The sequence below is a fragment of the Streptomyces angustmyceticus genome, assembly GCF_019933235.1.
Taxonomy (GTDB): Bacteria; Actinomycetota; Actinomycetes; order Streptomycetales; family Streptomycetaceae; genus Streptomyces; species Streptomyces angustmyceticus.
In genome coordinates, this window is sequence record NZ_CP082945.1 from 6585750 (window position 1) to 6603932 (window position 18183).

At 70.2% G+C, this 18183-nt stretch carries 16 protein-coding genes and 1 tRNA gene; 16 read left to right on the forward strand and 1 reads right to left on the reverse strand.

Annotated features, from left to right (window positions below; genetic code table 11):
* Positions 1-177: 177 nt before the first annotated feature.
* The 11 genes from K7396_RS29390 (at position 178) to K7396_RS29440 (ending at position 12285) form a co-directional block, all read left to right on the forward strand.
* Positions 178-1227 carry a TniB family NTP-binding protein gene (locus tag K7396_RS29390; RefSeq protein WP_223660235.1) on the forward strand — a complete coding sequence of 350 codons (1050 nt, stop codon included), beginning with the start codon at positions 178-180 and terminating at the stop codon, positions 1225-1227.
* Between the two features lie 8 nt (positions 1228-1235).
* Positions 1236-3038: a TniQ family protein gene (locus K7396_RS29395; protein WP_223660236.1), complete on the forward strand. Its 1803-nt coding sequence runs from the start codon at positions 1236-1238 to the stop codon at positions 3036-3038.
* A gap of 35 nt (positions 3039-3073) precedes the next feature.
* Positions 3074-3745: a HEAT repeat domain-containing protein gene (locus K7396_RS29400; RefSeq protein ID WP_086717446.1), complete on the forward strand. Its 672-nt coding sequence runs from the start codon at positions 3074-3076 to the stop codon at positions 3743-3745.
* Between the two features lie 3 nt (positions 3746-3748).
* A complete protein-coding gene (locus tag K7396_RS29405) occupies positions 3749-4753 on the forward strand; it encodes a MerR family transcriptional regulator (RefSeq protein ID WP_086717445.1) in 1005 nt (334 codons plus the stop codon).
* 423 nt (positions 4754-5176) lie between these two features.
* Positions 5177-6205, forward strand: a complete 1029-nt coding sequence (argC, locus tag K7396_RS29410) for an N-acetyl-gamma-glutamyl-phosphate reductase (protein WP_086717444.1) — start codon at positions 5177-5179, stop codon at positions 6203-6205.
* A gap of 67 nt (positions 6206-6272) precedes the next feature.
* A complete protein-coding gene (gene argJ / locus K7396_RS29415; RefSeq protein WP_086717443.1) occupies positions 6273-7439 on the forward strand; it encodes a bifunctional glutamate N-acetyltransferase/amino-acid acetyltransferase ArgJ in 1167 nt (388 codons plus the stop codon).
* Positions 7440-7580: 141 nt separating this feature from the next.
* Positions 7581-8498 carry an acetylglutamate kinase gene (gene argB / locus K7396_RS29420; RefSeq protein WP_086717442.1) on the forward strand — a complete coding sequence of 306 codons (918 nt, stop codon included), beginning with the start codon at positions 7581-7583 and terminating at the stop codon, positions 8496-8498.
* Positions 8495-9730, forward strand: coding sequence for an acetylornithine transaminase (locus K7396_RS29425; protein WP_086717441.1), 1236 nt, complete (start codon positions 8495-8497; stop codon positions 9728-9730). Before argB ends, K7396_RS29425 begins: the two co-directional genes overlap by 4 nt.
* An 8-nt stretch (positions 9731-9738) precedes the next feature.
* Entirely contained in the window at positions 9739-10281 is a 543-nt protein-coding gene (locus K7396_RS29430; protein ID WP_152105109.1) for an arginine repressor, read from the forward strand.
* Positions 10282-10543: 262 nt separating this feature from the next.
* Positions 10544-11665, forward strand: a complete 1122-nt coding sequence (locus K7396_RS29435; protein ID WP_086721708.1) for a mechanosensitive ion channel family protein — start codon at positions 10544-10546, stop codon at positions 11663-11665.
* A 137-nt stretch (positions 11666-11802) separates the two neighbouring features.
* Positions 11803-12285, forward strand: a complete 483-nt coding sequence (locus tag K7396_RS29440; RefSeq protein ID WP_086721709.1) for an SAM-dependent methyltransferase — start codon at positions 11803-11805, stop codon at positions 12283-12285.
* An 86-nt stretch (positions 12286-12371) separates the two neighbouring features.
* Here K7396_RS29440 and K7396_RS29445 read toward each other — a convergent pair.
* A tRNA-Pro gene (locus K7396_RS29445) sits at positions 12372-12445 on the reverse strand.
* Positions 12446-12587: 142 nt separating this feature from the next.
* Between K7396_RS29445 and K7396_RS29450 the strand changes: the two genes are divergently transcribed.
* The 5 genes from K7396_RS29450 (at position 12588) to K7396_RS29470 (ending at position 18162) form a co-directional block, all read left to right on the forward strand.
* Positions 12588-12962 (forward strand): DUF488 domain-containing protein, encoded by a 375-nt coding sequence (locus K7396_RS29450; RefSeq protein WP_086721710.1) that lies wholly within the window; start codon positions 12588-12590, stop codon positions 12960-12962.
* A gap of 120 nt (positions 12963-13082) precedes the next feature.
* Complete coding sequence (locus tag K7396_RS29455) at positions 13083-14276, forward strand: argininosuccinate synthase (RefSeq protein WP_086721711.1); 1194 nt, start codon at positions 13083-13085, stop codon at positions 14274-14276.
* A 146-nt stretch (positions 14277-14422) separates the two neighbouring features.
* Positions 14423-15865 carry an argininosuccinate lyase gene (argH, locus tag K7396_RS29460; protein WP_086721712.1) on the forward strand — a complete coding sequence of 481 codons (1443 nt, stop codon included), beginning with the start codon at positions 14423-14425 and terminating at the stop codon, positions 15863-15865.
* A gap of 114 nt (positions 15866-15979) precedes the next feature.
* Positions 15980-16531, forward strand: coding sequence for a TetR/AcrR family transcriptional regulator (locus tag K7396_RS29465; RefSeq protein WP_086720375.1), 552 nt, complete (start codon positions 15980-15982; stop codon positions 16529-16531).
* Positions 16528-18162: an MFS transporter gene (locus K7396_RS29470; protein WP_086720376.1), complete on the forward strand. Its 1635-nt coding sequence runs from the start codon at positions 16528-16530 to the stop codon at positions 18160-18162. The genes K7396_RS29465 and K7396_RS29470 overlap by 4 nt, the downstream gene beginning before the upstream one ends.
* The last annotated feature ends 21 nt before the right edge of the window (positions 18163-18183 follow it).

Below are 18183 nucleotides of genomic sequence, written 5' to 3' on the forward strand. Positions count from 1 at the left end.
CCGCCGATGCGGGATACGGTCGACGGCTGGGAGCGCTGGCGCAGTACTCGCCACGACTTCGTGCCCGCGCCTCGGTTGAGTCCGGCTGAATGGCGACTGCTGAGCCCGAGGAAGAAGACGTTGCACGATTTGCACCGCGCGGCTACGCACGCCAATCTCCCGCTGCTTCAGACCCCTATGACCAAAGCCGTCACCAAGTTGCTGCACGGACGGGTCATGACCAATGCGCTCAAGCACAAGCCGACCACCCGGGCCGGAGTCATGGTCACGGGCGGGGGATACCAGGGCAAGACAGAGACGGGGTGCGAGATCCTGGCGACGTTCGAGGACACCTGGCTGGAACTGCGGCGCCATCTCAATCCAGATGCCGTCGCCGGGGCCCGCGACCTGCACATTCCTGTTGCCTATGTACAAACCCCGGTGACGGCGAAGCCGAAAAGCCTTTGCAAGGCCATCCTGAACTTCTACGGCGCCCCGATCCATCCGCGCATGGACCTTCCCGAGCTGATCCGGCAGGTCGCTGCTTCCCTGCATGACCATGGAACGAGGGCGCTTCTACTGGACGACATTACGAGGCTCCGCCTCCATCGAGCCGACGATCAGGACACGCTCGACCTGATCCGGGCCTTCATGAGCATGCACGTCACCCTCGTCCTCATCGGAGTGGACATCCCCGGCTCAGGCCTGCTCAGAGAAGGCCGACACGATCCCCGCACAGGCCAGGTGATCTTCCCCTCCTCCCGGCAGGCCAAAGTTCACGGACTGGAAGCGACACAGACCGAGCGGCGCTTCGACCTCGTTGAACTTGATCACTTCCGCTACGACACCGACGAACAGATCACCGCCTGGATCGACCACCTCACCGGCGTCGAAGCCCAGCGCAGGCTGATGAACGCCCCCTCGGACATGCTCACCGGGGGACGCATGCCCGAGTACCTCTTCGAGCGCACCAACGGCGTGGTCGGCCTGCTGGAACGGCTGATCGAAGACGGTTGCCAGGAAGCCATCGATTCGAGTGAGGAGTGCTTGACCGAGAGCCTCCTCGAAGGCATCGCCATCACCGTCGACGGGGACACCGCCCGTGATCCCGGAGCTGGAGAAATCCCCGTTGTCCCGGCGTCGGTCAATAGCGGCCCTGCCGCTGGCCCTCGCTCGGCCAAACGTAAGCGCCCCAGGAACACCGTGCTCGACGACCATGGCCCGGCAGCCGAGAACACCGGAACCTGAATACGCCGGTGCATCCCCTTCCCCGGAGCCTTGATCCGTTGCCTGACGAGTGCCTGCCCGGTTACCTGTTGCGGCTGTCCTTCCGGCTCGACCTGACCCCCGCCGAGCTCGGGCGCACCACGGGCCTGGTATCGACTAACGGCGGCCATCTCGCTCGCCGACTCGTTCTAGATTTCCCCGGTTTGTCACTTAACGAGTTCGCCAAAGCTACCCGGCTGTCACGCGATGAGGCGAGGTCTCTCACGCTGAGCACGTGGCGTCGCAACTACCCTCCGATCCAACGCTGGTTGCCGCCACTGCACGGCCAAGCCCCACAGATCGACAAATGGATCCTGGGCGGACTCGACCGTTACTGTCCCCAGTGCCTGGCTGGGGATGACAGCCCAATCCAGCGCGAATACGGCGGTTCCTGGAAGAAGGAATGGCACCTTGGAATCGTCTTCGCCTGTCCACAGCACGAGTGCTTCCTCCGTCACCACTGTCCGCAGGGCGGGCAGCCACCGGACTATGACCGAGCGTCCAGACTGATCCCCTTCGACGGTTTTCGCGGTCTCCACCCCACCGCATGCCGCTATCCATTACCCCCTACTGCTCGAAAGCTCAGACGACCTCCTTGCCGGGCCCAACTCGACCAGGCTCCACCCCCTGCCTTGCGCCCTGGCCCCCGGCTGCTGGCACTGCAACATCATCTTCTCGGCCTGCTCAAAACCCGCGACGTTGATCACGAAGTCCGCGAATATTTCAGTGACTTGCATCTGCTCGCTGCGTTGATCACTTTCTCGTGGCCCCACAGCAGGCGTCGAGTCGACTCCATATTCGCCCCGATTGTCGACATCGAGACCGACACCCGAAGGACGTTTGGCGGCATCCGAGTCCACGAAACTTCCCCTATAGACCCCATTGCCTGCGGTGCGATCCTCGACGCTGCCCACTCCTTGCTACAGATCGACAGTCTTCGTAATGTCCTCGCTGAATTCTTCGACTCGGCCCTCACCGGCGCCCCCGCCCGCGCGGGATGGGCCCAGATCTTCACCAAGTACGAAAAATCCTGCTCACGGCGTTTGCGTACTGCCGCAGCACCCCTCATCCGCACCTACTCCCCCTCTCCTGGGTGGCCCGCCCCACGCTCCACCCGCACCGCCGGCTACCGGGCTGAAAACATTCCCGCCCACCTGGAACCGGACCGGTATGCCCGCCACTTCCAGAAACTCGACGGCCCAACCGACCACAAGATCCTCCGTCGGATCGCAGCCATCCAACTCGTCCAGTGGGCCACTCAAGCTTCAATCCCCGAAGCCGCCCGCTACCTCGGTCTTGAAGCTGAGAAGGCGCTCTACACCGAAGACAACACTCGCATCTGGTTGAAATCCACCCGCGAAGTGCAGGAGTTCGGTATCGCCCTACAGGGCCTCGCCGCGGAACTCAGCAGCGGAGCCGACGGACTCATCGACTATCAGTACCGCCGAGAAGCCCTCCGCGACTGGTGCCTCGATCCCAGCACCTGGCAGGAGTTGACCGGCCGACTGGCGCCTCTGCGCGGCAAGCAACCCGCCCTCGACGATCGCAAGCGCCAGGACGCGTCCGTGTTCATCTGGGTCCACGTCACGCGTGGTGAGCACCTGTTCGCCCCTCGCCCCATCGAAGCCGAGCAACCACTGCACATCCAGCAAGACTGGGCGCGACGCCGGAACACCGCCTGGTTCCAACTCACCCGCCCCGACCCGATGGGTCACTACGCTGACCTGCGGAAAACACTCACCGATTACGCTCACCAGCTCGTCGCAGACATCGAATTGACCTTGACACGGTGACAGGGCCTTCACTGCTTGCCAAGGAGGTGGTCTCGATGACGATCACGAGACAGGACACGGATGCGATACGAGTGCTTCAGGGGTTGGAGGACGGCCGTTCGTCCGTGCGACTGCGGGCTGCTCTGGCGGGCGGCACGACGCCTGACCCGCGCTTCATCGACAAGCTCATCGAGCGATGCGCGATCGAGCCCGAGTTTTTCGTTCGCGACATGCTGACCTGGGCGCTCACCCGCCACCCGGTGTCCATGACGCTTCCCAAGCTGGTCCGCGAAGCCCGGTCGGAGCGTGCGCAGGCACGGAGCCAGGCGCTGCACACGCTGTCCAAGATCGGGGACCGGCAGGCGTGGCCGGCGATCACACGGGCGCTGTTGTCCGACGCCGACGACGAGGTGGCGCGGAGCGCCTGGCGAGCCGCGGTCATACTCGTGCCGGAAGGCGAGGAGTCCGCGCTGGCCGCGGTGCTGGCGACGCAGCTCGGGCGCGGTGGGCGAGAGATGCAGCTGAGTCTCAGCCGGGCGCTGGTCGCGCTGGGTGAACTGATGGTGCCGGCTCTCCTTGCTGCGACGACAGTCCCTGACCCGCGCATGCGCGCGCACGCGCTCGCCACACAACGGCTGCTGCGCGAACCGGACACCGGATTCGAGTCCGCAATCGAGGAGGCGAAACGCGTCGTGGCCCTCGGCAGGTCCGGCCAGGAGGGACGATAGGACGTGTTGATCGGTGAGGTGGCGCGACGGTCCGGGGTCAGTGCCCGCATGCTCCGGCATTACGAATCGCTCGGTCTGGTGCGTCCTTCGGGTCGTACCGGCTCCGGCTACCGGGAGTACTCCGGGGAGGACATCCGGCGGATCTTCCATATCGAGAGCCTGCGGTCGCTGGGTCTGTCGCTGCGCGAGATCGGACGCGCGCTCGACGATCCCAGCTTCACGCCCTCAGCGCTCGTCGACGACCTCATCCGTCAGACGCGCGAACGCATCGCGGCGGAGACCGAACTGCTCACGCGGCTGCGCCGGATCGATGCCGCAGACCCCGCAGGCTGGGAGGGCGTTCTCCAAGTCGTTTCGCTCCTCCAAGCACTGGGGTCGAAGAGCGCCCAAGCGCGCCAGCGCGCGGCCCTCTCCTCGGCCGACGAAGCACCGGTGCCGGTGGAGGCGCTGGTCGAGGCGGTACTGAGCGAGAGGGAGCCGAACGTCGCCGGGGCCCTTCGATGGGCGCTGGCGCGATCCGGCGACCGCGGCGCGGCACTGCTGTCGAAGGGACTGGGCTCACCGGCGGCCGCGGTGCGGGAACGTGCCGTTCAGTCCCTCGCCGAGATGCCCGGCGGTGAGGCTGCCGCGCACCTGCGGGATGCACTCGCGAACCCCGACATCGTGGTCCGCAGGTATGCGGCTCTGGCGCTTGGGGCACGTGGTGAGGCAGATGCGGTCCCGATGCTCATCGACATGATCGTGGAGGGAAGGAACGACACCGACGCGGCCGATGCGCTGAGCGTGCTGGCGAGCGACACCGCAACGGCGGATCAGATCGCGACCAGGCTCGTCGACCACCTCGCCCACGACACCACCCAAGCGCCTGCACGCGGACGGCTGACCCAGGCGCTTGCGGGCATCCCGGGCACGAGGGCGTCGCGTGCCCTCGTGGAGTTGTCGCATGACGAGGACCGTGCCGTTGCGCTGACTGCGGCATACCTTCTTCAGCTACGCGACGCACGATGACGGATCTTTCCTGGGGCGCCGCGTCAGCGGCCTGCGGGGCGGAGGGGTCCTGGGCTGATCACCGTCCACCGACGAGGGACAGCGGACCTCCTGGCCCGGTTTCCGCAGCAGTACCCCCACCTCTGTCGCAGCGGGCGACGACGTCACGGCCGTCCACTTTCGGTGCTGCTCCAGCGCCATAGCTACGGAACGTTGTCCTCCCAGCACGCGGCAGCTGAGCTTCACCCGGGCCGACCCCGAAATGACCAGGTCAGCAGCGTCCACCCCATCTGGTGGGCCAACAAGAGCGCTCAGCGGGGCCAACTCAGGCGCTAAAGGGCCAACTCAGCCGCTCAGTCACATCTCCCGCACCGGCCCCACCCACCCCTCGTTGCATAAAACTGCCGCTATCCGTATAGTCATGCCATCGAGGAGGAGAGGTCCATGACGGTACGAGCAGCAGTGGCCGGGGCGAGCGGGTATGCGGGTGGTGAAGTGCTGCGCCTGCTCCTGGGGCACCCGGAGGTCGAGATCGGGGCGCTGACCGGGCACTCCAACGCCGGGCAGCGCCTGGGCGGGCTGCAGCCGCACCTGGTCCCGCTGGCCGACCGGGAGCTCCAGCCGACCTCCGCCGAGGTACTGGCCGGGCACGACGTCGTCTTCCTCGCGCTGCCGCACGGCCAGTCCGCCGCGGTTGCCGAGGAGCTCGGGCCCGAGGTGCTGGTCGTGGACTGCGGCGCCGACTTCCGGCTCGGCGACGCCGCCGACTGGGAGGCGTTCTACGGCTCGCCCCACGCCGGCACCTGGCCGTACGGCCTGCCCGAGCTGCCGGGGAAGCGTGCCGCGCTCCAGGGGACCCGGCGCATCGCGGTCCCGGGCTGCTACCCCACCGCCGTCTCGCTGGCCCTGTTCCCCGCCTACGCGGACCGGCTCGCCGAGCCCGAGGCCGTGATCGTCGCGGCCACCGGCACCTCCGGCGCCGGCAAGGCCCTCAAGCCGCATCTGCTGGGCTCCGAGGTCATGGGCTCGATGAGCCCGTACGGCGTCGGTGGCGGGCACCGGCACACCCCCGAGATGATCCAGAACCTGAGCGCGGTGGCCGGCGAGCGGATCAGCGTCTCCTTCACCCCGACCCTCGCCCCCATGTCGCGCGGCATCCTCGCGACCTGCTCGGCGAAGGCGAAGCCCGGGGTGGACGCCGCCGCCGTGCGCGCCGCGTACGAGAAGGCGCTGGCCGGCGAGCCGTTCCTGCGGCTGCTGCCCGAGGGCCAGTGGCCGTCGACCGCCGCCGTGTACGGCTCCAACACCGCCCAGATCCAGGTGACGCTGGACGCCGCGGCCGGCCGGATCATCGCGATCAGCGCCCTCGACAACCTCACCAAGGGGACCGCGGGCGGCGCGGTGCAGAGCATGAACATCGCCCTGGGCCTCCCCGAGGAGACGGGGCTTTCCCGGGTCGGGGTGGCCCCGTGAGCCGCACGGAACCGGGACAGCACAGCGTGACCGGCGGGGCCGGCGAAGCGACGGAGGAGAAGAAGCAGTGAGCGTCACGGCAGCACAAGGGTTCACAGCGGCGGGCATCGCCGCCGGGATCAAGGAGAACGGCACCCCGGACCTCGCCCTCGTGGTGAACAACGGGCCGCGCCTGGCCGCCGCCGGAGTCTTCACCTCCAACCGCGTCAAGGCCGCCCCGGTCGTCTGGTCCGAGCAGGTCCTCAAGGGCGGCACGGTCTCCGCCGTCGTCCTCAACTCCGGCGGCGCCAACGCCTGCACGGGCCCGCTCGGCTTCCAGGACACCCACGCCACCGCGGAGAAGGCCGCCGAGGCGCTCGGGCACAACGCCGGCGAGGTGGCGGTCGCCTCCACCGGGCTGATCGGCCTGCGCCTCCCGATGGACAAGCTGCTGCCCGGCATCGACCGGGCCGCGGCCGAACTGACCGGCCACGGCGGAGAGAAGGCCGCCATCGCCATCAAGACCACCGACAGCGTGCACAAGACCGCCCAGGTCACGGTGGGAGGCACCACCGGAGGCGGCTGGACCGTCGGCGGGATGGCCAAGGGCGCCGGGATGCTCGCCCCGGGCCTGGCCACCATGCTCGTCGTGCTGACCACCGACGCCGACCTGCCGGCCGCCGAACTCGACACGGCGCTGCGGGCCGCGACCCGTACCACCTTCGACCGGGTCGACTCCGACGGCTGCATGTCGACCAACGACACGGTGCTGCTGCTCGCGTCGGGCGCCAGTGGCGTCGTCCCGGACACCGCGGAGTTCGCCGAGGCGGTGCGCACGGTCTGCGACGACCTGGCGCGGCAGCTGATCGGGGACGCCGAGGGCGCCAGCAAGGACATCCGTATCGAGGTCGTGGGCGCGGCCAGCGAGGACGACGCGGTCGAGGTCGGCCGCTCCATCGCCCGCAACAACCTCCTCAAGTGCGCCATCCACGGCGAGGACCCCAACTGGGGCCGGGTGCTCTCCGCCATCGGCACCACCTCCGCCGTCTTCGAGCCCGACCAGCTCAACGTCGCCATCAACGACATCTGGGTCTGCAAGAACGGCTCGGTGGGGGAGGACCGCGACCTGGTCGACATGCGCTACCGGGAGGTCCGCATCACCGCCGACCTCGCCGCCGGCACCGAGTCCGCGGTCATCTGGGCCAACGACCTGACCGCCGACTACGTCCACGAGAACAGCGCGTACTCCTCATGAGCCAGCCCATCCGTCCCCGGCACGTGCCGAGCCCGCGGCACGCCCCCAGAAGCGAGGCCCGCGCATGAGCGAGCGAAGCGAGCGAATCATTCAAAGGTGCGCGCTGTGCTCACAGCCCGCCGAGCGGAGCGAGGTCGGCGCATGAGCACCCGCAAGCACACCGCACTGCCCAAGGCCCGCACCCTCATCGAGGCGCTGCCCTGGCTGACCCGGCACCACGGCAAGACCGTCGTCATCAAGTTCGGCGGCAACGCCATGATCGACGAGGAGCTCAAGCGCGCCTTCGCCCAGGACGTGGTCTTCCTGCGGCACGCCGGACTGCGCCCCGTCGTCGTGCACGGCGGCGGCCCGCAGATCAGCGCCCAGCTCGACCTGCTCGGCCTGGAGTCGGAGTTCAAGGGCGGCCTGCGGGTCACCACGCCCGAGGCGATGAACGTCGTACGGATGGTGCTGGCCGGCCAGGTGCAGCGCGAACTGGTGGGACTGCTCAACGAGCACGGCCCGCTCGCCGTCGGCATGACCGGCGAGGACGCCCACCTGATGACCGCGACCAAGCACTTCGCCGACATCGACGGCGAGCGGGTGGACATCGGCCGGGTCGGCGAGATCACCGGCATCGACCCCGGCGCGGTGCACGCCCTCCTGGAGGACGGCCGGATCCCGGTCATCTCCTCCATCGCCCGCAGCAGCGACGAGGACGACCCCTCCGGTGTCTTCAACGTCAACGCCGACACCGCGGCGGCCGCGCTGGCCGCCGCCCTCGGCGCCGAGACGCTGATGGTGCTCACCGACGTCGAGGGGCTCTACGAGGACTGGCCGCAGAGCGACGAGGTGATCTCCCGCCTCACCGCCGGCGAACTGGAGAAGCTGCTGCCCGACCTGGCCAGCGGCATGGTCCCCAAGATGCGGGGCTGCCTGCACGCCGTCCGCAACGGCGTCCACACCGCCCGGGTCATCGACGGGCGGGTCCAGCACTCGATCCTGCTGGAGATCTTCACCGACGAAGGAATCGGCACGATGGTCGTGCCGGACGCGAACACGATCGAGGGGGCGACATGAGCGACGCGGCACACGGCCACGGACCGGTGACCAACGCAGGGCTCACCGGACGCTGGCGGGGCGCCATGATGGACAACTTCGGCACCCCCCGTGTCCCGCTGGTCCGCGGCGAGGGGGCCACGGTGTGGGACGCCGACGGCAACGCCTACCTCGACTTCCTCGGCGGCATCGCGGTCAACGCCCTGGGCCACGCCCACCCCGCGGTGGTCCGCGCCGTCTCCGACCAGGTCGCCACGCTCGGCCATGTCTCGAACTTCTTCGTCGCCGAACCCACCGTCGCCCTCGCCGAGCGCCTGCTCGCGCTGGCCGGACGCCCCGGCCGGGTCTACTTCTCCAACTCCGGCGCCGAGGCCAACGAGGCCGCCTTCAAGATCGGCCGGCTGACCGGGCGCACCCACATGGTCTCCACGGCCGGCGGCTTCCACGGCCGCACCATGGGCGCCCTCGCCCTCACCGGCCAGCCCGCCAAGCAGGCCCCGTTCGCCCCGCTGCCCGGCGACGTCGACCACGTCCCGTACGGCGACGTGGAGGCCCTGCGCGCCGCCGTCACCACCGACACCGCCTTCGTCATCCTGGAGCCCGTCCAGGGCGAGAACGGCGTCGTCGTCCCGCCGCCCGGCTACCTCCGGGCGGCCCGCGAGATCACTGCCGCCACCGGCACCCTGCTGGTCCTCGACGAGATCCAGACCGGCATCGGCCGCACCGGCCACTGGCTGGAGTCCCGGGCCCAGGGCGTCGAGGCCGACATCATCACCCTCGCCAAGGGCCTGGGCGGCGGCCTGCCGATCGGCGCCACGCTGGCCTTCGGCCCGGCCGCCGACCTGCTCACGCCCGGTTCGCACGGCTCGACGTTCAGCGGCAACCCGGTCGTCTGCGCCGGCGCCCTCGCCGTCCTGGACACCATCGAGGCGGACGGCGTCCTGGACCACGTCAAGCGCGTCGGCGAACGGCTGCGCGCCGGGACCGAGGCCCTGGGGCACCCCTTGGTCGGTCAGGTCCGCGGTGCGGGGCTGCTCCTGGGTATCGTCTTGACGGAGTCGCTCGCGCCGCAGGTGCAGCAGGCGGCTCAGGACGCGGGCCTCCTGGTGAACGCGGTCGCGCCGGACGTCATCCGGCTCGCCCCGCCGCTGATCCTCACCGACGAGGAAGCGGAGGAGTTCCTCCGGAAGCTGCCCGGCGTCCTCAACACGGCCCGCCAAGGGGCCGACGGGGAACGACGAGCCGGAGACTGACGACAACGATGACCGAGCCGCAGGACAACGAGGCGTACAACGGCGGCCAGGCCGTACCGCAGACCCGCACCGCCCGCCACCGCCGGATCGTGGACATCCTCAACCGGCTGCCGGTCCGCTCCCAGAGCCAGCTCGCCAAGCTGCTCGCCGACGACGGCCTGTCCGTCACCCAGGCGACGCTCTCCCGCGACCTGGACGAACTGGGCGCGGTGAAGATCCGCAACACCGGCGGCGAGCTGATCTACGCGGTGCCCAGCGAGGGCGGCGACCGCAAGCCGCGCGCCCCGCTGGGGGAGTCCGCCAAGGAGGAGCGGATGCGCCGCCTCTCCGGCGAACTCCTCATCTCCGCCGAGGCCTCCGCCAACCTCGTGGTCCTGCGCACCCCGCCGGGCGCCGCCCAGTTCCTGGCCTCCGCCATCGACCAGGCCGAGCTGCACGACATCCTCGGCACCATCGCCGGCGACGACACCCTGATGCTCATCAGCCGCGACCCGGCGGGCGGCAAGGCCCTCGCCGACCATCTGCTGCGCCTGGCGCAAAAGGCGCACTGAGCCTCTCCGCACGCGCTCCCGGGGGCCTCCCGCCGCCCCCGGGACACCTCGCCCCGCCCCCGCCCGGCGGTTGTGCGGAGCATCCACCCGAGCCACTCTCTCCCCGCCGAACCGGATACGGCAGGATGGCAGTTCGCGCCGGGACGTCCACGGATGTCCCGGCGTCTTCACAGCCCTAGAGACAAGCAGGTGGCATGGTGACGAGACATCACATCCGGCTCATAGCACGTCCGCTCCTCCCGGTCGCGGGAGGAGCCGGCCGGTGAACCGCGCTGTGACACTGCACGACCTGATCGTGGCCGGCGCCGCGCTGGCCGCCGGCATCGTGACCGCCCTGCTGGTGCGGGTGACCCTGCGCTGGCTGGGCAAACACGCCCTCAAAACCCGGTGGAGCGGCGACGACATCCTCGTCGACGCGCTGCGGGCGGTGGTGCCCTGGGCGGCGGTCGCCGGCGGTCTGGCGGCGGCGACCGCGGCGCTCCCGCTGACGGCGGCGGTCCAACGCACCGTCAACCGGACGCTGATGGTGCTGCTCATCCTCGTCGTCACGCTCACCGCGGCCCGGGTGATCACCGGTGTGGTGCGGTCCTTCGCGCAGTCCCGGTCCGGAGTGGCCGGCTCGGCGACCATCTTCGCCAACATCACCCGCATCATCGTGCTGGCCATGGGCTTCCTGGTGGTCCTCCAGACCCTGGGCATCTCCATCGCCCCGCTGCTCACCGCCCTGGGCGTGGGCGGCCTCGCCGTCGCCCTGGCCCTGCAGGACACCCTCGCCAACCTCTTCGCCGGTGTGCACATCCTCGCCTCGAAGACCGTGCAGCCCGGTGACTACATCCGGCTCAGCAGCGGGGAGGAGGGCTATGTCGTCGACGTCAACTGGCGCAACACCGTGGTGCGTCAGCTCTCCAACAACCTGGTGATCATCCCCAACACCCAGCTGGCCGGCACCAACATGACCAACTTCACCCGCCCGGAACAGAAGTTGACGATCCTGGTGCAGGTGGGCGTCGGCTACGACAGCGACCTCGACCATGTCGAGCGGGTCACCACCGAGGTCATCGACGGCGTGATGAAGGACGTCAACGGCGGCGACCCGGACCACGAAGCGGCCGTCCGTTTCCACACCTTCGGGGACTCCCGGATCGGCCTCACGGTGATCCTCGGCGTCGGCGAGTTCAGCGACCAGTACCGGATCAAGCACGAGTTCATCAAGCGCCTCCACCAGCGCTACCGGCACGAGGGCATCCGCATCCCCTCCCCGGCCCGCACCGTCGCCCTCCAGAAGCCGGAGGACATCGTGATCCCGCACCAGCGCGATCTCCCGGACCGCCGCGACCTCTCCGACCGTTGCGACCTGTCGGGCCCGGTGCCGCCGGTGCCGTAGTCCCCTCCGCAGGCCACCCGGCCGCGAACCGGGCCCCGGACCCGGCCGCTCCGCGCGGGCCTTCCCCGCCGGGGCGGCACGGCGCCGCACCGCACGGCGCCTTCCGCTTCCGTCCCCTCCCCGAGGAGTCCAGCCCCATGACAGCCACGTTCACGGTCGTGCCCGTCGCCCATGTGGTGGGGGGACGCGTCGAGCCGACGGATGACTACTGGGGCGGCACCCGCTCCGTCATCCGGATCGACCCGGAGCGGTTCACCGAGGAGTCCGTCGTCGGCCTGGACGCCTTCTCCCACCTCGAAGTCGTCTTCCAGTTCCATCTGACCGACCCCGCCGATCTGCCCCCGGAAACCCGGCACCCCCGCGGCAACCCCGACTGGCCGGCCGGCGGCTCCTTCGCCCACCGCAACATGCGCCGGGTGAACCGGCTGGGCGTCTCGCGGTGCCGCCTGGTCGCGGTGGACGGCCTCGACCTGCACGTGGAGGCGCTGGACGCCGTCGACGGCACACCGGTGCTGGACATCAAGCCGTGGTTCGGTGCGATGGGGCCGCAGGGCGAGGTACGTGAGCCTGCCTGGCCCTCGGAGATGCTGGCCGACTACTACACGGATCCCTGCGCGTAGGGTCCCGAGAACGGTCAAGGGCCTGGTTCCCCGCCGAGGCGGGGAACCAGGCCCTTGACCTGGGCTTTAAGCCCTGTACTGCACCGTCGGGACGACAGGATTTGAACCTGCGACCCCTTGACCCCCAGTCAAGTGCGCTACCAAGCTGCGCCACGTCCCGGTGCTCGTGCCGGCCGGAGAAGTCCCGGCCGGGGCGTGCAGAAGAAAAATACCCTGTCCGGGGCCATGAATCCAAAGCGGGTGCTCGCAGGCGCCCTCCCGGGGCCCGGGCGGGGGCCCGGCTGCCGTGGTTCGATGGGGTTATGGGTGAAATGTCCGCGAAGAACGCGCTCCGGGTGCGCCGGGTCTACGAGACGCCGGAGCCGGCGGACGGGGCGCGGGTGCTGGTCGACCGGCTGTGGCCGCGCGGGCTGTCCAAGGCCGACGCGCGGCTCACCGAGTGGTGCAAGGACGTGGCGCCGTCGTCGGAGCTGCGGCGCTGGTTCCATCACGAGGGGCCGAAGTTCGCGGAGTTCGCCGAGCGGTATCGCGAGGAACTGGCGCGCGAGGCGGCCCGGCCGGCGCTGGAGGGGCTGCGGGAGCGGGCGGGGCAGGGGCCGCTGACGCTGCTGACGGCCGCGAAGGACGTGTCCGTGAGCCATGTGAACGTCCTGATCGAGGTGCTCCGGGAGGGGTGAGGGGGCGTCGTGCCACGCCGGTGACACGCCGCTGACCTGCACGTTCGTCGATGCGTTGACGAAACATACGGTGGAGTGCATACTTATACCCATCAGCGTATGCACCGTAAGGAGAAACCCGTGACCGAGCGCGTCGTACTCGCCTACTCGGGCGGCCTGGACACCTCCGTCTGTATCGGCTGGATCGCCGAGGAGACGGGCGCCGAGGTCATCGCCGTTGCCGTGGACGTCGGCCAGGGCGGCGAGGACCTGGACGTCATCCGCAAGCGTGCGCTCGACTGCGGTGCGGTCGAGGCCGAGGTCGCGGACGCCAAGGACGAGTTCGCCGACGAGTACTGCCTCCCGGCGATCAAGGCCAACGCCCTGTACATGGACCGCTACCCGCTGGTCTCCGCGCTCTCCCGGCCGACCATCGTCAAGCACCTGGTCGCCGCCGCGAAGAAGCACGGCGCCACCACCGTCGCCCACGGCTGCACCGGCAAGGGCAACGACCAGGTCCGCTTCGAGGCCGGCATCTCCTCCCTCGCCCCCGACCTGAAGTGCATCGCCCCGGTCCGCGACTACGCGATGACCCGGGACAAGGCGATCGCGTTCTGCGAGGAGAAGAACCTCCCGATCGCGACCACCAAGAAGTCGCCGTACTCCATCGACCAGAACGTCTTCGGGCGGGCCGTGGAGACCGGCTTCCTGGAGGACATCTGGAACGCGCCGATCGAGGACGTGTACGAGTACACCGAGAACCCGGCCGTCCAGCGGGAGGCCGACGAGGTCGTCATCACCTTCAAGGAAGGCGTCCCGGTCGCCCTCGACGGCAAGCCCGTCACCGTCCTGCAGGCCATCCAGCAGCTCAACGAGCGGGCCGGCGGCCAGGGCATCGGCCGGATCGACATGGTCGAGGACCGGCTGGTCGGCATCAAGTCCCGTGAGGTCTACGAGGCGCCCGGCGCCATCGCGCTGATCACCGCGCACCAGGAGCTGGAGAACGTCACCGTCGAGCGCGAACTGGCCCGCTACAAGCGGCAGGTCGAGCAGCGCTGGGGCGAGCTGGTCTACGACGGCCTGTGGTTCTCGCCGCTCAAGCGCGCCCTGGACGGCTTCATCGACGAGGCCAACCAGGCCGTGTCCGGCGACATCCGGATGACCCTGCACGGCGGCCGCGCGGTGGTCACCGGCCGGAAGTCCGACCAGTCGCTGTACGACTTCAACCTCGCGACGTACGACACCGGCGACACCTTCGACCAGTCGCTCTCGAAGGGCTTCATCGAGCTCTTCGGGATGTCGAGCAAGATCGCGGCCAAGCGCGACCTGGCCTGAGCCGGCTCGTTACCCACGTACACAGCCGCCTCCCCGCCCCCGCCGTGGGGCGAGGCGCCCCTTGGTCCGCACGGCCCCGGGGGAGGCGGCAGAGGGGCCCGGGGGCCGTCCCCGGGTGCCCGTCGCAGCAGCCTTGAGGAGCAGCAGTGAGCAGCAACAGCGGTGACGTCCGGCTCTGGGGCGGCCGTTTCGCCGACGGTCCGGCCGAGGCGCTGGCCCAGCTGTCGGCGTCGGTCCACTTCGACTGGCGGCTGGCCCCGTACGACATCGCCGGCTCCCGTGCGCACGCCCGGGTGCTGCACAAGGCCGGGCTGCTCACCGAGGACGAGCTGACCCGCATGCTCGCCGGGCTCGACCAGCTCGCCGCGGACGTCGCCGACGGCTCGTTCACCGGCACCATCGCCGACGAGGACGTGCACACCGCCCTGGAGCGCGGGCTGCTGGAGCGGCTCGGCCCCGACCTCGGCGGCAAGCTGCGGGCCGGCCGGTCGCGCAACGACCAGGTCGCCACGCTCTTCCGGATGTACCTGCGCGACCACGCCCGGATCATCGGCGGGCTGATCGCCGAGCTCCAGGAGGCGCTGGTCTCGCTCGCCGAGACCCACCCGGACGTCGCGATGCCGGGCCGCACCCACCTCCAGCACGCGCAGCCGGTGCTCTTCGCCCACCATGTGCTGGCGCACGTCCAGTCGCTGTCCCGGGACGCGGAGCGGCTGCGGCAGTGGGACGAGCGCACCGCCGTCTCCCCGTACGGCTCGGGCGCGCTGGCCGGCTCCTCGCTCGGCCTCGACCCGGAGGCGGTCGCCGCCGACCTCGGCTTCGAGCACGGCTCGTCCGGCAACTCCATCGACGGCACGGCCTCGCGTGACTTCGTCGCCGAGTTCGCCTTCATCACGGCGATGATCGGGGTCAACCTCTCCCGGATCGCCGAGGAGGTCATCCTCTGGAACACGAAGGAGTTCTCCTTCGTCACGCTCCACGACGCCTTCTCGACCGGCTCCTCGATCATGCCGCAGAAGAAGAACCCGGACATCGCGGAGCTGGCGCGGGGCAAGTCCGGCCGCCTCATCGGCAACCTGACCGGACTGCTGGCGACGCTCAAGGCGCTGCCGCTGGCCTACAACCGTGACCTCCAGGAGGACAAGGAGCCGGTCTTCGACTCCTGCGACCAACTGGAGGTGCTGCTCCCGGCGTTCACCGGCATGATGGCCACGCTGACCGTCAACCGCGAGCGGATGGAGGAGCTGGCCCCGGCCGGGTTCTCGCTGGCCACCGACATCGCGGAGTGGCTGGTCAAGCAGGGCGTGCCGTTCCGGGTGGCGCACGAGGTCGCGGGCGAGTGCGTCAAGGAGTGCGAGGCGCACGGCATCGAGCTGGACCAGCTCACCGACGAGCAGTTCGCCAAGATCTCCCCGCATCTGACCCCCGAGGTCCGCGGCGTCCTCAACGTCCCCGGTGCGCTCGCCTCGCGCAGCGGCCGCGGCGGCACCGCCCCCTCCGCGGTGGCCGTCCAGCTCGCCGAGGTGCGGGCGGACCTGGTCGTGCAGCAGGAGTGGGCGACGGCCAAGAAGACCACCGAGCTGACCTAGTCGGCAGCGCTTCACGACGGCGGCCCGCCCCCGGTTTCCGGGGGCGGGCCGCCGTCGTGCGTGCGGGGCGTCCGTGATGAGACATGAGTGTCTCATTCGGGTACTGTGTGTCTCATGGCCGTGGACCGTGAACGGGTACTCAAGGAAGCCGCCGCGCTGCTCACGCGCCGGGCGTCGACGCCGATGGACGAGATCGCCCGCGCCGCCGGCATCAGCCGCGCGACCCTGCACCGGCACTTCGCCGGACGGGACGCCCTGATCCGGGCGCTGGAGGAGCACGGCATCGCGCAGTTCGTCCAGGCGATGGACGCGGCGCGGCTGGAGGAGGGCGACGCCGCCTCGGCGCTGCGCCGGCTGGTCGCCGAGGCCGAGCCGGTCGCCGCCGTGCTCGCCTTCCTCTTCACCGAGAACCAGCTCTTCGAGGACGGCGAGATCAACGCCGGCTGGGCGGAGCTGGACGCCCGGATCGCCGCCCTGTTCCGCCGCGGCCAGGAAGAGGGCGACTTCCGGATCGACCTGAGCGCCGCTTGGCTCACCGAAGCCTTCTACGGCCTGATCGGCGCGGGCGCCTACGCCGTCCACGAAGGACGGGTCGCCCGCAACGACCTCACCCACTCGATTGCCGAGCTGCTGCTCGGCGGCATCCGACGGAGCATGGAGAAATGACCGAGACCATAGCGTCAGAACCGGCCGGTTCGGCTCATGTGGACGACCAGCCCCGGCCGGGCCGCTGGCTCGCGCTGGCCGTCCTCGTCCTCGCCGTCCTGCTGGTCGGCGTCGACGCCACGGTCCTCGGCCTCGCCACCCCGTTCCTCAGCGAGGACCTCCGGCCGTCCGGGACGCAGCTGCTGTGGATCGGTGACATCTACTCCTTCGTCATCGCCGGCCTGCTGGTCTCCATGGGCAGCCTCGGCGACCGCATCGGCCGCAAGAAGCTGCTGCTGATCGGCTCCGTCGGCTTCGGCGCGATGTCGGTGCTCGCCGCGTACGCCACCACCCCCGAGATGATGATCGCCGCCCGTGCGCTGCAGGGCGTGGCCGGCGCCACGCTGATGCCGGCCACCCTGGCGCTGATCCGCAACCTCTTCCACGACCCCAGGGAACGCAGCCTGGCCATCGGCATCTGGGGCGCGATGGCCTCGGCCGGCATGGCCGTCGGACCGGTCCTCGGCGGGTTCCTGCTGGGGCACTTCTGGTGGGGGTCGGTCTTCCTGATCAACCTGCCGGTGATGGCGCTGCTGGTGGCCGTCGGCGCCCGGGTCATCCCGGAGTCCCGCAACCCGGACCCCGGTCCCTGGGACATCCCCAGCGTGCTGCTGGCCCTGGTGGGCATCGTCGCCGTCGTCTACGCCATCAAGGAAGCGGCGGTGGAGGGTTACCGCTGGGACATCGCGCTGGCGGCCGTCATCGGGGTGCTCGCGCTGTTCGTCTTCGTCCGCCGGCAGCTCACCCTGGCCTCGCCGCTGCTGAACATGAAGCTCTTTTCGCACCGCGGCTTCTCCGGGGCGGTGCTCGCCGATCTGCTGACCATCCTCGGGCTGTCCGGCCTGGTCTTCTTCCTCTCCCAGTTCCTGCAGATGGTGCAGCTGCGCTCGCCGCTGAACGCCGGGCTCACCGAACTCCCGGCCGCGATCGGCGCGGTGGGCGCCGGCCTGGCCGCCGGCTGGGTCGCCCGGAGGCTGTCCGTACGGATCGTGGTGGCCGGCGGCCTCGCCGTGGTCGGGCTCTCGCTGGTCGGCTGCACCACCCTGCACGCCGACACCGGCACCGCAGCGCTGTGCCTCATCCTCTTCGTGGTCGGCGTCGGCGCCGGCTTCTCCTTCACCGTCACCGCCGATGTGATCCTCTCCAGCGTCCCCAAGGAGGAGGCCGGCGCCGCCTCCGCGGTCTCCGAGACCGCCTACGAACTCGGCGCCGCCCTCGGCATCGCCCTGCTGGGCTCCATCGTCACCAGCATCTACCGGGGCTTCACCACACCGCTCGGCGTCCCCGGACCGACCGCCGACGCCGCCCGCGAATCGCTCGGCGGCGCCTTCGAGGCGGCCCGCCACCTCCCCGCCGACCAGGCCGCGGCGCTGGTGAAGGCCGCGCAGGACTCCTTCGTCGCCGGGGTGGACGTCGCGGCCGGGGTGGGCGCGGCGGTCCTGCTGGCCGCCGCGGTGGCCGCCTGGTTCCTGCTGCGCGGCCAGGAGCTGGCGAACAGCCCGGCCCCGTCCGCCCCCGCGCTCGCCGCGTCCGGCCGCGAGCCGGGCCGCGGCTCCGGCTCCGCGGCCGCAGGACAGGCACAGCGTCCGTGACGCCGTAGGCCCCGCGTCCGC